This window comes from Kribbella sp. NPDC051936, from assembly GCF_040680955.1.
Lineage (GTDB): Bacteria > Actinomycetota > Actinomycetes > Propionibacteriales > Kribbellaceae > Kribbella.
The window spans coordinates 1-14,639 of the sequence record NZ_JBFAXS010000002.1 but is presented as its reverse complement, the minus strand read 5'-3'; the positions used below and the strand labels follow the sequence as shown (position 1 = coordinate 14,639).

General features: G+C 69.6%; 9 protein-coding genes. 4 read left to right on the top strand and 5 right to left on the bottom strand.

Going from position 1 to position 14,639, the window contains the following annotated elements:
• Window positions 1–5: 5 nt before the first annotated feature.
• Window positions 6–3,461, bottom strand: a complete 3,456-nt coding sequence (locus AB0L64_RS05785) for a hypothetical protein (RefSeq protein WP_363708142.1) — start codon at window positions 3,459–3,461, stop codon at window positions 6–8.
• Between the two features lie 264 nt (window positions 3,462–3,725).
• Between AB0L64_RS05785 and AB0L64_RS05780 the strand changes: the two genes are divergently transcribed.
• Genes AB0L64_RS05780 through AB0L64_RS05765 form a run of 4 tightly spaced genes read left to right on the top strand, consistent with a single transcriptional unit; the run spans window position 3,726 to window position 8,606 of the window.
• On the top strand, window positions 3,726–4,568 hold the full coding sequence (locus AB0L64_RS05780; protein WP_363708140.1) for an MIP/aquaporin family protein: 843 nt from the start codon (window positions 3,726–3,728) through the stop codon (window positions 4,566–4,568).
• 39 nt (window positions 4,569–4,607) lie between these two features.
• Window positions 4,608–6,125, top strand: a complete 1,518-nt coding sequence (glpK, locus tag AB0L64_RS05775) for a glycerol kinase GlpK (protein WP_363708138.1) — start codon at window positions 4,608–4,610, stop codon at window positions 6,123–6,125.
• Between the two features lie 36 nt (window positions 6,126–6,161).
• Window positions 6,162–7,874 carry a glycerol-3-phosphate dehydrogenase/oxidase gene (locus tag AB0L64_RS05770; RefSeq protein WP_363708136.1) on the top strand — a complete coding sequence of 571 codons (1,713 nt, stop codon included), beginning with the start codon at window positions 6,162–6,164 and terminating at the stop codon, window positions 7,872–7,874.
• A 54-nt stretch (window positions 7,875–7,928) separates the two neighbouring features.
• Complete coding sequence (locus AB0L64_RS05765; protein WP_363708134.1) at window positions 7,929–8,606, top strand: hypothetical protein; 678 nt, start codon at window positions 7,929–7,931, stop codon at window positions 8,604–8,606.
• 28 nt (window positions 8,607–8,634) lie between these two features.
• On the opposite strand, the gene glpK (AB0L64_RS05760) is transcribed toward AB0L64_RS05765, so the two are convergent.
• The 4 genes from glpK (AB0L64_RS05760) to AB0L64_RS05745 all read right to left on the bottom strand — a co-directional run bounded on the left by glpK (AB0L64_RS05760) (window position 8,635) and on the right by AB0L64_RS05745 (window position 14,324).
• The gene (glpK, locus tag AB0L64_RS05760) at window positions 8,635–10,155 is read right to left on the bottom strand and encodes a glycerol kinase GlpK (protein ID WP_363708132.1); all 1,521 of its coding nucleotides are present in this window, start codon (window positions 10,153–10,155) and stop codon (window positions 8,635–8,637) included.
• 33 nt (window positions 10,156–10,188) lie between these two features.
• Window positions 10,189–10,947 carry an IclR family transcriptional regulator gene (locus tag AB0L64_RS05755; protein WP_363708130.1) on the bottom strand — a complete coding sequence of 253 codons (759 nt, stop codon included), beginning with the start codon at window positions 10,945–10,947 and terminating at the stop codon, window positions 10,189–10,191.
• A 69-nt stretch (window positions 10,948–11,016) separates the two neighbouring features.
• Window positions 11,017–13,539 (bottom strand): FtsX-like permease family protein, encoded by a 2,523-nt coding sequence (locus AB0L64_RS05750; RefSeq protein WP_363708128.1) that lies wholly within the window; start codon window positions 13,537–13,539, stop codon window positions 11,017–11,019.
• Window positions 13,539–14,324 (bottom strand): ABC transporter ATP-binding protein, encoded by a 786-nt coding sequence (locus AB0L64_RS05745; protein WP_363708126.1) that lies wholly within the window; start codon window positions 14,322–14,324, stop codon window positions 13,539–13,541. The genes AB0L64_RS05750 and AB0L64_RS05745 overlap by 1 nt, the downstream gene beginning before the upstream one ends.
• Window positions 14,325–14,639 lie beyond the last annotated feature (315 nt).

Here is a 14,639-nt window from a genome sequence, read left to right as displayed (position 1 = left end):
GTCGCTCAGCTGCGAGCGACCTTTCGCAGCACCTCAACCAGAATGTCACCGGCTTCCAGTGCAACGGCCCGGCTCTCCAGGTAGAGCTTCAAGAGGGCATCGGCGTGCTCGGGCCAGGTCTCCACCAGGTGGAGCATGTCCTCGGGAGTGATGCTGGCGAGAATCTCCCCCTCGAGGCCGTGGAAGACGCTCAGAGCGCCGCGCTGGGCCGTCCAGTGGCTTGGCTGCTCGACGCGCAGATAGGTGACGAACTGCGGAGCGAAATAGGTGTGTGTGCAGGCGACCGGCGTCTGCGCCAGTCGGCGGTCGACCTCGAGCCGCATGTCCCGCAGTTGCTCGCGGAAGGCCCCGGCCGCATCCTTCTCGGCGTACCACAGCATGGCGACGACCGTCGGCGCGACCTCGGCCGGAACTGCGCAAATGTGGTCCCGGAGGCCGGGTATCGCGTCCAGCACACTCGGGTGGCTGATCGCAGTAGCTGCGAGTTCGACTTCGTAGCCGGTGAATGCGGGGGTCGGGTACGCATGGGTGAGCAGGCCGGCGACCTCTTCGGCGGACAGGTGGCCGGCTGCCCGGGAGAGCAGGACAAGGATTGCTCGCTTGACCTTGCTGTTCACGGAAGGTCGTCCGGACAGGATCGTCAGTAACCGCCGGTACCACGTGAGGTCGTAGGGGAGTGGATGATCGAAACCCGGTGTGCCCGAGCTCGCGAAGTGAATGACCGCTATCTGCTCGATCGCCGCCAGATCATGCTGCTGCCACGGATCCCCTGGATCGTCAGCGACCTGGGCCCCAAGAGCTCCGACCATCAACCTCGCCTTGAGCGTCAGGTCGCCCAGCAGTTCAGCTTCGTTGATCATGACGTCGGTCGTCGAGTCGATCCTGGAGCAGAGCCGCAGCTCCCACCAGGGCGATGGTTCCGCCAGGGGCTCCACGCCGAGTGCGGTCATGACGCTGAACCAGCCCGCGGGGTCGATACCGGCATGCCACAGATGCACCAGGGGGCGCCAGCGCTCGGCCGCGTCGGGCCCGACGAGCTCCTGTACCGGGACCGAGTTGTCGTCGATCAGGACGCGGAGAAGAGTGAGATTGGCGGTGTAGCAGGCGCGGCGGCGCACCGGGTCGTACTGCGTGGGGTGGTAAAGCTGGTCGCCCGCGTCAGGGCGGTTCAGTTCGCGGCGTAGCAACGCACTGATGGTGGCCTGGAGCGACTCGAGGTGATGGTCGGGGAGTCGCTCCGCCAGTTCGGCGATGAAGAGCCGGACGGGGCCGCGGCTGCTGAGCGGCTGGTGGCCGAGGAGCCGGCGCAGGAGCTCGTCGTTGAGGCCGCTCGGCTGCGGCGCCAGTTCGGTGGCTTCCAGTTCGCGGTGGCGCATGAGTTGGACGAGCAGTTCGAGGACGAGTTCCGCGACCAGGAACTCGCCGAAGGTGGCGTGGAGGAACTCGTAGGCGCTGCGTTGTTCGCGGTCGGCTCGGGGGTTGTGGACGAACATGAACTCGCCGAGGACCCGGTCGGCTGCGCTCAGGGGCTGGATGGCGGCCGAGGCGGCGGCGGGTGGGTCGAGTGCGGCGAGGTCGGCGTTCAGTTCGCTGTCGGTGATGTGCTGGCGGCCACGGTTGAACATGCCGATGGCGGCGTACTGGAGTTGCCGGCGTCGCTGACGCTGCAGCAACTTCTGCTCGGCCTCCGAAGCGCCGGGCGCGGTCTTCTCGGTGATCTGGCGGGTGATGAAGCGGTCCAGGATCCGCTGGTACAGCTCGCTCTGCGTCAGATCGGCGCCGCCCAGCTGGTTCGTGCCGAGCTCGGCCAGATAGACCGCGAGCATCAGCAACAGCAACGGCTGGCCGGTCAGCTCGGCGATCTCGTCCGAGGCCGTCATCTCGTCGATCTCGAGCGGGACGAACGACGCGATCCCGGCATGGGCGGCGTTCCACGCTCCGAGCCACCGCTCGATCCGCGCCCGGTCGAACTCGCGGAGCTTGATCATCGGCGTGTCGGTCGCGATCTCGGCGCGGTCGGCGACGACGGTTCGGGACGTGACGATCACCGACGTCGGCGTACCCAGGGTTCGGGCCCGCTTCTGGAACTCCTCGACCTTCGACAGGTACGCCGATTGCGTCACGCCGGTCGCCTGCACGAGCTCGTCGAAGCCGTCCAGGAGGACCACGAGGTGGCAGCGATGCGGACAGCTGCCCGGATCCGAGCACGACCCGCAGGCGCCGCACTCCTGGCGCAGCTCGTCCAGATCGGCGTTCGGTCGTTGAAGGGCGCGCTGCAGTTCCTTGGTGACCTGAAGCGTCAGATCGTCGTCCGGATTGACCGAGCGCAGTGGTACGCGGACGACCGCGAACGCGTCTTCGGGCAGCTGGGCAGCAAGCACCTCGGTCAGCAACGACTTGCCGGCGCCCGGATGGCCGAGCAGGAGAAGCGGGCGGCGCGCGCCGTCCGGGCCGGCCAGGTAGCTTGCGAGGTACTCGACCAGCGACGAGTGCTCCGGCTGCTCCGACCACCAGCCCTCGTCGGACGGTCGCGACCGATCGTCGGCGACGGCGTAGTGGAAGGACGGTTCGACGAACCCGTCCCGGACCGTGGGTGAAGCGATCGACTGGGTACGGGACCGCAGCAGCGGCTCGTCGAGCACTTCCCGGGCCGCGAGCGCCAGCTTCTCGCGGTAGCCGTTCCGGGGCGCGGGAGTACCGGGCATCACCATCGAGAGCATCGTCGTGAGCTCACCCAGCGCCGCGGTCTGCGCCCGGATCAGCTCGCGGGTGCCCGCGAACTCGTTCAGTGTCACCCACAGACCGAACGGCGCGGACGCGCTGAGCTCCAGCATCCGGCTGCGGTACAGGAATGCGGCCCGTTCGACGATCGCGTCGAGGAGCCCGGCCACCGGCACCGGTTCGAGCCGGCTCCACGCCTCCAGTCCGGTGAAGAAGTCGAGGCACCGGCGTCCGAGGGCCTCGTAGTACGGCTCGAGGTTGCGTTGGAGGTTCGCCTCGAGGCCGAGCTCCGGCGACGACAGGGGTACGACGACATCGAACAGCTCGTCGTGCTCGCTTCCGGGGACGGCGAGGAGTCGGCGCCGCTCGCTGTCGGTGAGGCCGAGGTCGCGGTAGTTCGGGCCGATGATGTGCGGCAGCGCGTCGAAGAACGAGGCGACGGCGGTGATGGTGTGAGCGGCCACGACGAGCTCGAGCTGGGTTTTGTCCTTCGTGCCGCGCAGCCTCTTGGACACCTTGCTGACGAGGGCGTCCAGCAGACTCACGGCTTCGTTCTTCGGGTCGATCAGCGACAGCCAGGCGGCGGCGGTGAGCCCGGCGACCGGTCCGCCCGCAAGCGTCGCGGTGGCGGCGCCGGCGAACACCGCCGTACCGAAGAACCGCTCGAGCGCCGATCGGTTCCGGTCGTCGATGTCGAGGACGGACAGCGCACCTCGAAAGGTGTACGGCGACAGAGCCATAGGCGGAGCTCCCGGAGGCGGATCGGACGCGGAAGAACAACCTAGCGTCGTACGGTCGACTCATGACGGAAGCCCCGCTGGACCCGAACCCGGGCCGGGTGGCCTCTACCGCTGCCTGTGAGCAATCACGCGCTTACTGAGTGTCGTAGCTGGGCGGTCGGTGGGCATCGTTCGACAATGTCGAACGGCGGGCGTTGTACCGAGGGGGGTTGGCTCTTACATTCCAGCCAGCCGTGGTCGTCACGGCTTGAAGGGAGGCCAAGCATGGCTACGACCGAAGCGGTCAAACAAAGAACCCTTCTGGGGGAGTGTTCGGCGGAATTCGCCGGAACGTTCATCCTGATCCTGTTCGGTGTCGGGGTGGTCGCCCAAGTGGTGGCGGGCGGCATCGGGAATCACGACTCCATCGCGTGGGCCTGGGGTATCGGCGTGATCATGGGCGTCTACGTTTCCGCCCGGCTCAGCGGTGGCCACATCAATCCCGCGGTGACGATCGCCCTGGCGGTCTTCCGCGGGTTCGCCTGGCGGAAGGTGCTGCCGTACATCGGGGCACAGTTCCTGGGCGCGTTCGCGGCGGCGCTGGTGGTCCGCTGGAACTACTCGAAGGTGCTGCACCACTTCGACCCCGGACTGACGATCAAGAGCCAGGGTGTGTTCTCCACCCTCCCGGGCAACGGCAACACCGAGCTCGGGGCCGGCATGTGGAGCGGCTTCCTGGACCAGATCATCGGCACCGCGATCCTGATGCTGGTCATCCTGGCCATCGTCGACCTGCGCAACACCGCGCCGGCGGCGAACCTCGGCCCGTTCATCATCGGCCTGCTGGTCGTCGGCATCGGGATGGCCTGGGGCACCCTGGCCGGCTACGCGATCAACCCCGCGCGTGACTTCGGCCCGCGGCTGGCCTCCTACCTGACCGGTTACGGAGGAGCCTTCAAGGACCAGTTCGGGGATCCCTATTTCTGGGTCCCGATCGTGGGACCGATCATCGGTGCGCTCATCGGCGGTCTGCTCTACGACCTGCTGGTCGGCCGGTATCTGCCGGTCAGCGACGTGGACGAGGAGCCGGGCCGGGTTCCGACGCCCGAGGGGGAGACGGCGGCATGATGCAACGCACTACAGCGCACTGTGAGGAGAGGACTTTCCATGGCTGACTTCGTCGGCGCCGTCGACCAGGGCACCACGAGCACCCGTTTCATGATCTTCGACCATTCGGGCAACGAGGTGGGCATCCACCAGTTGGAGCACGAGCAGATCCTGCCGCAGGCGGGCTGGGTCGAGCACAACCCGGTGGAGATCTGGGAGCGCACCAGTTCGGTGATCCGGACCGCGATGAACGCACAAGGCCTGCAGTCGAGCGACCTGGCCGCGCTCGGCATCACCAACCAGCGCGAGACCGCGGTGGTGTGGAACCGCCGGACCGGCCGGCCGTACTACAACGCGATCGTCTGGCAGGACACCCGGACCGACCGGATCGCGTCCGCCCTCGAGCGCGAGGGCAAGGGCGACGTGATCCGCCAGAAGGCCGGTCTGCCGCCGGCGACGTACTTCTCGGCCGGCAAGGTGCAGTGGATCCTGGAGAACGTCGACGGGGTCCGGGAGGCGGCCGAGGCCGGGGACGCGGTGTTCGGCAACACCGACACCTGGCTGCTGTGGAACCTGACCGGCGGGACGGACGGCGGCGTGCACGTCACCGACGTCACGAACGCCAGCCGCACGATGCTGATGAACCTCGAGACCCTCGACTGGGACGACGAGCTGATCAGCTTCTTCAACATCCCGCGGCAGATGCTGCCCGAGATCCGTCCGTCGTCGGACCCGAACAAGTACGGCGAGACGCTCGCCAACGGTCCGCTCGGCGGCGTCGTACCGCTCACCGGCGACCTCGGTGACCAGCAGGCCGCGACCGTCGGCCAGGTCTGCTTCAACCCGGGCGAGGCGAAGAACACCTACGGCACCGGCAACTTCATGCTGCTGAACACCGGCACCGAGCTGGTCCGCTCGAAGGCAGGCCTGCTCAGCACGATGTGCTACAAGTTCGGCGACGAGGCCCCGGTGTACGCGCTCGAGGGCTCGATCGCGGTCACCGGCTCGGCGGTGCAGTGGCTGCGTGACCAGCTCGGCATCATCTCCGGTGCGAGCGAGACCGAGACCCTGGCCCGTCAGGTCGCGGACAACGGCGGGGTGTACTTCGTCCCGGCGTTCTCCGGCCTGTTCGCGCCGTACTGGCGCTCGGACGCCCGCGGCGCGATCGTCGGCCTGTCCCGCTTCAACACCAACGCACATCTGGCGCGCGCAACACTGGAAGCGATCTGCTACCAGAGCAAGGACGTCGCGGACGCGATGGAGAAGGACTCCGGCGTGAAGCTCGACGTACTGAAGGTGGACGGCGGTGTCACGGCGAACGAGCTCTGCATGCAGATGCAGGCCGACATCCTCGGCGTACCGGTGAGCAAGCCGGTCGTCGCGGAGACCACCGCGCTCGGCGCGGCGTACGCGGCCGGGCTCGCCGTGGGCTTCTGGAAGTCCAAGGACGAGCTGGTGCAGAACTGGAACGAGGCCAAGCGGTGGGAGCCGCAGTGGAACGACGAACAGCGCACTCAGGGGTACGCCGGCTGGCAGAAGGCCGTCCAGCGCACCCTTGACTGGGTCGACGTCGACTGATTGAGCACGACCAACGAAATCGGAAGGACGAACACAGTGGCTGTAGTGGCTCTGTCACCGCAAGCAAGGGCCGACGCGATCGACGCGCTGGCCGACGGACGGGAACTGGACGTCCTGGTGATCGGTGGCGGGGTGGTCGGCACCGGCTCGGCGCTCGACGCCGCCACCCGCGGCCTGACCACCGGACTGCTGGAGGCCCGCGACTTCGCGAGCGGCACCTCCAGCAGGTCCAGCAAGCTGATCCACGGCGGCCTGCGCTACCTGGAGATGCTCGACTTCCGGCTCGTGCACGAGGCGCTGCAGGAGCGCGGTCTGCTCCTGCAGCGCCTGGCGCCGCACCTGGTGAAGCCGGTTCCGTTCCTGTACCCGCTGCAGCACCGCTGGTGGGAGCGGTTCTACGCCGGCGCCGGCGTCGCGCTGTACGACGGGATGGCGGTCAGCTCCGGTCTCGGGGCCGGGCTGCCGATCCACCGGCACCTGACCCGGCGCGGCGCGATGCGGCTCGTCCCGTCGCTGAAGAAGTCCGCGCTGGTCGGCGCGTTGCAGTACTACGACGCGCAGGTCGACGACGCGCGGCACACGATGGAGCTCGCCCGGACCGCGGCGTCGTACGGCGCGCTGGTCGCGAACCGGGTGAAGGTGACCGGTTTCCTGCGGCAGGGCGAGCGGGTGACCGGCGTCCAGGCGAAGGACCTGGAGAGCGGCCGTGAGTTCGAGGTCCGGGCGAAGCAGGTCGTGAACGCGACCGGCGTCTGGACCGACGACACGCAGGCGATGGTGGGGGAGCGCGGGCAGTACCACGTCCGCGCCTCGAAGGGCATCCACCTGGTCGTACCGAAGGACCGGATCCAGTCCAGCACCGGGATGATCCTGCGCACCGAGAAGTCCGTGCTGTTCATCATCCCGTGGGGCCGGCATTGGCTGATCGGCACCACGGACACCGACTGGCACCTGGACAAGGCGCACCCGGCGGCGACCAGCAAGGACATCGAGTATCTGCTGGACCACGTGAACGCGGTGCTCACCACGCCGCTGACCCGCGAGGACGTGGAGGGCGTGTACGCCGGTCTGCGGCCGCTGCTCGCGGGCGAGTCGGAGAGTACGTCGAAGCTGTCCCGCGAGCACGTCGTCGCGCACGCGGCGCCGGGGCTCGTGGTGGTTGCCGGTGGCAAGTACACGACGTACCGGGTGATGGCCAAGGACGCGATCGACGCGGCCGCGGACGCGCTCGACGGGCGGGTGCCGCGCAGTGTCACGAAGAACATCCCGCTGGTCGGCGCCGACGGCTACCAGGCGCTGTGGAACCAGCGGCAGCTGATCGCGCACCGGTCCGGGTTGCACGTGGCCCGGATCGAGCACCTGCTGAACCGGTACGGCGCCCTGATCGACGAGGTGCTCGAACTGGTCGCCGAGGACCCGTCGCTCGGCGAACAACTGCCGGGCACCCAGGACTACCTGAAGGCCGAGATCGTGTACGGCGCCAAGGCCGAGGGGGCGCGTCATCTCGACGACATCCTGGCCCGGCGGACCCGGATCTCGATCGAGGCCTGGGACCGCGGGGTCGGCGCCGCCGAGGCCGCCGCCCGGCTGGTCGCGCCGATCCTCGGCTGGGACGAGGCGACGATCGACCGCGAGGTGTCGTTCTACCTCAAGCGTGTCCAGTCCGAGCGTGACTCGCAGGACCAGCCCGACGACGAGTCCGCCGACAAGGTCCGCCTCGAGGCCCCGGACATCGTCTCGCCCGCCTGACGTCTGGACGCCGTCGTCCCTCCCGTGCCTTACTCGGAGCGGGAGGGACGACACATGAGGGAGACGGCACAGCTGCGCGGTCCCTGGCGGACGATGTCGGTGACCGGCGCAGCGAGCGGCCTGGCCGGCCTGGTCCTGGTCGGTACGAGCCAGGCGCTGGTGCAGGTCGGCGGGGGCGAGCCGGCGTTCGACGCGTCCGGCGACGAGATCCTGCGGTTCTTCGAGGCGCGGCACGACACGCTCTACGCGATCGGGACGTATCTGGGCCTGCTCGCCGTCCTGGCGCTGGCCTGCTTCGTCTCGGTGCTGTGGGTGGTCCTTCGTGAAGCGGAGGGGCAGCCGGCCTGGCGATCGGCGATCGCGCTCACGTCGGGCGTCGCCTTCGTCGTCCTGCTGATCAGCCCGGGCTGGGAGCTGGCCGCGTACCGGACCGGCGAGGGCGTTGACCCGCAGATCGCCCGGTACGCGTTCGACATGGGCAATCTGGGGTTCGCCAACTCCTGGGTGGCGCTGGCCGTGTTCCTGGCCGCGGCCGGCTGGATCATGCTCGGCACGCCGTCCCTTCCGAGCTGGCTCGGCTGGGTCGCGATCGCCGCCGCCGTCGGGTTCCTGGTCGGCCGCGCGGTGTGGACCACACCGGTGTGGCTGATCCCGTACGCGATCTTCTGGATCTGGGTCGTTGCTGTCAGCATCCAGCTGTTCCGCGGCCGGCTGCCGGAGAGGGCCGGCTGACGCTCCTCGGCCGTGCCCGAAGGGGCTGCTACAGCTCGTGGTCCTCGGTGCGGATCCAGTTGAAGGTGCGCTGGACGGCGGCCTGCCAGTTCGCGTACTCCGTCGCGCGGCGGGCCGGATCCATGTGCGGCACCCACTGGCCCGCGCGGTGCCAGTTGCTGCGCAGCCCCTCCAGATCGGGCCAGTACCCGACCGCGAGCCCGGCGGCGTACGCCGCTCCCAGCGACACCGTCTCGGTCACCATCGGCCGGACCACGCGGACGTCGAGCAGGTCGGCCAGGAACTGCATCAGCAGGTTGTTGGCCGTCATCCCGCCGTCGACCTTCAACGCGGTCAGAGCGATCCCGGAGTCCGCGTTCATCGCGTCGACCACCTCGAGCGTCTGGAACCCGGTCGCCTCGAGGACCGCCCGGGCCAGATGCCCCTTGGTGATGTAGCCCGTCAGCCCGGCGATCACCCCGCGCGCCTCGCTGCGCCAGTGCGGTGCGAACAGCCCGGAGAACGCGGGCACGATGTACGCGCCGCCGTTGTCCTCGACCGTGCGCGCCAGCGTCTCGATCTCGGCCGCGGTGTGGATCATGCCGAGCCCGTCGCGGAACCACTGCACGAGCGACCCGGTGACCGCCATCGAGCCCTCGAGCGCGTACGACGCGGGCTGGTCGCCGATCCGGTACGCCACGGTCGTCAGCATCCCGTGCTTGGACCGGACGATCTCCTGCCCGGTGTTCATCAGCAGGAAGGACCCCGTGCCGTACGTGCATTTCGCCTCGCCGGCGCTGAAGCAGGTCTGACCGAACAGCGCCGCCTGCTGGTCGCCGAGCGCGGCGCCGATCCGGACCCCGGGCAGGACTTCGGTCGCGGTCGCGAGCACCCCGGACGACGGGCGGATCTCGGGCAGGATCGCCCGCGGTACGTCGAACGCCTCGAGCAGCTGGTCGTCCCAGTCGAGGGTCTCGATGTTCATCAGCATCGTGCGGCTGGCGTTGGTGACGTCGGTGACGTGCTGGGCGTCGCCGTCCGCGCCGCCGGTGAAGTTCCAGATCAGCCAGGTCTCCATGGTGCCGAACAGGATCTCGCCGCGCTCGGCCCGCTGCCGCAGCCCGGGGGTGTGGTCGAGCATCCAGCGGATCCGCGGGGCGGAGAAGTACGTCGTCAACGGCAGGCCGCACAGGTCCGCGAACCGGTCCGGGCCCTCCTCGCCCGCCAGTTCCGTGACGAGCCGGTCGGTGCGGGTGTCCTGCCAGACCACGGCGTGACCGATCGGCTGCCCGGTCCGGCGGTCCCAGAGCAGGCTGGTCTCGCGCTGGTTGGTGATGCCGATGGCAACGACCTGGGACGGCGCCGCGCCGATCTGCCGGATCGCCGCCGGCACCACGCGGGTCACGTTCCGCCAGATCTCCTCGGCGTCGTGCTCGACCCATCCCGGCCGCGGGAACAGCTGTCGGTGTTCCCGCTGCGCCACCGACACCAACCGCCCGCGCCGGTCGAACAGGATGCACCGGCTCGAGTTCGTCCCCTGATCCACTGCCGCCACGTATTGCTCAGCCATCCCCCCACCCCTCATTCACCCGGCCGCCCCCGGTCATGTGTCGTCGCGGAGATCGCGGGCGATCGCGTCGGCGGTGGCGCGGACCATGCTGATCAGGTCGCCGCGGTGCCGCAGCCGGCTGTCGCAGATCCGTTCCACCCGGCCGGCCAGGCCGACGGCGCCGACGACCAGCCCGCCAAAACCCCGGATCGGCGCCGCGATACTCGCCAGCTCGACGGTGTGCTCCTCGAACTCGGTCGCCCAGCCACGCGCCCGGACCGTCGCGAGCTCCTCGGCCAGCCGCGCCGGATCGGTGATCGTCCGGGTGGTGAACGCCTCGAGTTTCCGCGGCCGTGCCGCGCCGCTCGCGTCGAAGGCCAGCACCGCCTTCCCGAGCGCGGTCGCGTGCGGCGGCAGCGTCGTACCGACGTCGAGGTCCTGGTCGCTGTCGTCGGGGCGGAACACGTGGTGCACGACCTCGACCTTGCCCTCGACGAGGCGGCCGACCCGGACCACCTCACCGCTGCGCGACGCCAGCGAATCGGCCCAGTTGATCGCGCGGCTGCGCAGCTCGTTCGGGTCCAGGTAGCTCTCACCGAGGCGCCCGAAGGCGTCGCTCAGGTGGTAGTGCGCGCCGCTGTGGTCCTGGTCGACGAAGCCGACCTGGTGCAGCGTCCGCAGAATCCCGTGCACGGTCGGCTTCGCGAGCCCGAGCGCGTTGCCCAGATCGGCGACCCCCAGCCCGTCGGGCGCGGCGGCGAGCAGTCGCAGCACCGCCGCGGCCCGCTCGATCGACTGTACGGTCCCCGGCACACCGGCAGGCTACCTGTGAATCACTGGTCTGGCTCCACCTCAGGCGTCACGCCACGTGCCATCCTGCGATCATTCCGACGCGATGGCCCGCAGGACGTCGAGGCGCGCAGCACGGCGTGACGGCCAGACAGCGGCGAGTACGCCGAACACCATCGCGACCGCGGCCGCGATCACGAGCTGCAGCACCGGGATGTCGCGGACGGCGAGCCCGTCGTCGACCATCGCCGCCTGCACCGAGGCCGCGAACGTCACGCCGATCGCCAGCCCGAGCAGCGCCCCGAACAGCGTGATCGCGATCGACTCGACCCGGAGCATCCGGCCGAGCTGCGGCCGGTCCATCCCGATCGCGCGCAGCAGCCCGATCTCCCGGGTCCGCTCGACGACGCCGAGCGCGAGCGTGTTCACGATGCCGAGCAGCGCGATCAGGATCGCCATCGCGAGCAGGAACCCGACCGCGGCCAGGACGCCGTTCACGGGCTCCCGCGCGACCGCGGCGTACGCCTGCTGGTCGCGGACCTGGAGCGCCGGGTAGTCCGTCCGCAGCTGGTCGAGGATCGCGGTCCGGACCTGCGCCACCTGATTGCCGTCGGCAACCCCGACGTACAGCAGGTTGTCGCTCGGCGAGCCGCCGAGCGTCTCGTACGTGGACAGTGACACGACGACCGCGTTCAGTTGCCGGTTCGGCGCCAGGATGCCGCCGACGGTCAGGGTGTGGGTGCCGCTCGTGGTCTTCAGGGCGAAGGTCTTGCCCACCGTGAGCGTGAGGGTCTTGGCGAGGTTGCGGGGGAGGAGTACCTGGCCGGAATCGAGCGCCGCGGCCGAGCCGGCGTCGAAGTGCGTGGTGACGGGCCCGGCCAGCGTCCCGTCGCTGACCCCGCTGATCCGGACGCTCGCCTTGCCGACCTCGCCCGTCTGCTGGCGGACACGGTGTACGGAGCTGACCCCCGGGACCTTCGCGGCCCGATCGCCGACCTCGGTGCTGAAGCTGGGCGCGCCGTCGTTGCTGATCAGGATGTCGGCGGAGCCGAGCGCCTCGACGATGCTCCGGTCGATCGAGGCCTTCACCGAGGCCCCTATCACCAGCAGGCCGGAGATCAGCGAGACCGAGATCATCAGCGCCGCCGCGGTCGCCGACGTACGGCGCGGGTTCCGCTCGGCGTTGCGGCGCCCGAGCGTGATCGGCGCCTTCCGGCCGAACGGGGACATCAGCGCGCGGACGACGTACCGGCTGACCAGCGGGCTGAGCATCACGATCGCGAGCACCGCGGTGCCGGTGCCGAGCGTGATCAGGACGGCTCCGGGGACGCCGCCGGCGTTCACGCCGATGGCGTAGAACATGACGGCCATCAGGAGCATGAACGCGCCGATCAGCACCCGGACGAGCAGCGAGCGCTCCGGGACCCGGACGTCGTCGCGCATCGCCGCGACCGGCGGCAGCTTGCCCGCCCGGCGCGCGGCCGGAGCGGCGGCGGCCATCGTGACCCCGATGCCGATCACGTAACAGGCGATGATCGTGGTCGGGCTGACCTGCAGCGCCGCCGTCGGGATCCGCAGCTCGAGCCGCTCGTAGAAGAACCGGATCCCGACCGCCACGCCGATCCCGATCAGCAGTCCGAGCGTGGCGCCGACGAACCCGATGACGGCGCTCTCGGCCAGGATCGTGCCGGTGATCTGGCCGCGGGACGCGCCGATCGCGCGCAGCATCGCGAGCTCCCGGGAGCGCTGCGCGACCACCATCGCGAACGTGTTGACGATCAGGAACGTGCCGACGAACAGCGCGAGGAAGGCGAACAGCAGCAGCACCGTGCCGAACCCGCCGAAGGTATTGTCGAGGTCGTGCTCGCCGTCGGCGGTGACCTGCTTGGCCGTCCGGACCTGCACCGAGTCGCCGACGGCCTTGGCGATCGCGCGGCTGACCGTGCCGGGGTCGGTCCCGGGCTGGACCGAGACAGTGACCGACGTCCAGCCCGGCCTCCCGAGCAGCAGGAGCTGGGCCGTCGCGCCGTCGAAGCTGACCAGCGGGGCACCGGCCGCCGCGCCGGCCTGGGCCGGCGTGGTGGTCGCGGTGAGCGTCGCGGTGACGGCCCGGGTCGGCGTGACGATCCGGACCTGGTCGCCGAGCGAATAGCCCGCGCGGTCCGCGGTGGACTCGTCGAGTGCGAGCTGGCCGCTGCCGGACGGCGGTACGCCGGTGAGCACCTTGAACGGCGCGTTCTGCGGGTCCCGCGGCCAGTTCGCGCCGAAGGACGACAGGCCGTAGTTCTGCAGCAGCTTGCCGTCCGGGCCGAGGATCTGGACGTTGCTGATCATCAGCTGCGGGGCCGCGTCCTGGACCCCGGGAACGGTACGGACGCGGTCGACGACGTCGGACTGGAAGATCGCGGGGCGGTCCGTGCCGGTCTCGATCGGCGACGCGGGCGTGACGGTGATGTCCGCCGTACTGACCTGGAAGTTCTTCTTCAGCGCCGTCGAGAGGGTGTCGGTGAACACCATCGCGCCGCCCGCGAACGCGACGCCGAGCGTGACGGCGAGCGTGCACAACACGAACCGGAGCCGGTGCGCGAGGACCGAGCGGAGGCCGAGCTTGAACATCAGCCGGCCAGCTCGCCCGCGGCGCTGCCGGCCCTGTCCCGGTGTTCCTGCTCGAGGTCGAGTTCCTTCATGGTGTCGAGCACGGACTCCGCGGTCGGGTCGACCAGCTCGGACCGCAGCCGGCCGTCGGCCAGGAACAGCACGCGATCGGCGTACGACGCCGCGGTCGGGTCGTGGGTGACCATCACGACGGTCTGCTGGAAGTCCCGCACGGAGCGGTGCAGGAACCCGAGGACGTCACCGGACGCCCGCGAGTCGAGGTTGCCGGTCGGCTCGTCCGCGAACACCACGTCCGGCCGGGAGACGAGCGCGCGGGCGCAGGCGACCCGCTGCTGCTGACCCCCGGACAGCTCCGACGGCTTGTGCCGGAGGCGGTCCATCAGACCGACCGTGTCGACGACCGTGGTCAGCCAGTCCTGGTCGGGTTTGCGACCGGCGAGATCGAGGGGGAGCGTGATGTTCTCCAGCGCGGACAGCGTCGGGACCAGGTTGAACGCCTGGAACACGAACCCGATCCGGTCGCGGCGTAGATGGGTGAGCTGCTTCTCCGGCAGCGTGGTCAGGTCGACGTCACCGAGGAACACCTTCCCGTCGGTGGGCTTGTCGAGGCCGGCCAGACAGTGCAGCAGGGTCGACTTGCCGGAGCCGGACGGTCCCATGATCGCGGTGAACCGGCCCTTCCCGAAGTCCGCGCTCACACCGGCCAGTGCGTCCACCTGCGTCAAGCCACCGCCGTACCGCTTCCAGACGTCCGCCGCCCGCACTGCCACATCACCCACGCTCATGCCACGAACCGTATCCACCCAGGGTTCCTCCGCCCGGGTGCAGGTGCTGCCTAGGCCCTCTCTGGCAATCCATCGCCTACTGCGGGGCACTCGGCACGGCACCTCGCCGCACTGGAGCAAAGACCACGATGGATCCGCATCGAGGCCTTCGCTCCAGCACGCCGAGGCACCGCACCGAGCACCTCCTCGCGACGGCGCTGGATCACCAGACAGGACCTAGCCTCGATCTTTCGTGTGGCTGGTTGATGAGTGGTTGTGGGTTGGGGTTTTGAGGGGGGATCGGGCTGGGCAGGGCGGGGCTCCGGCGCTGTGTTC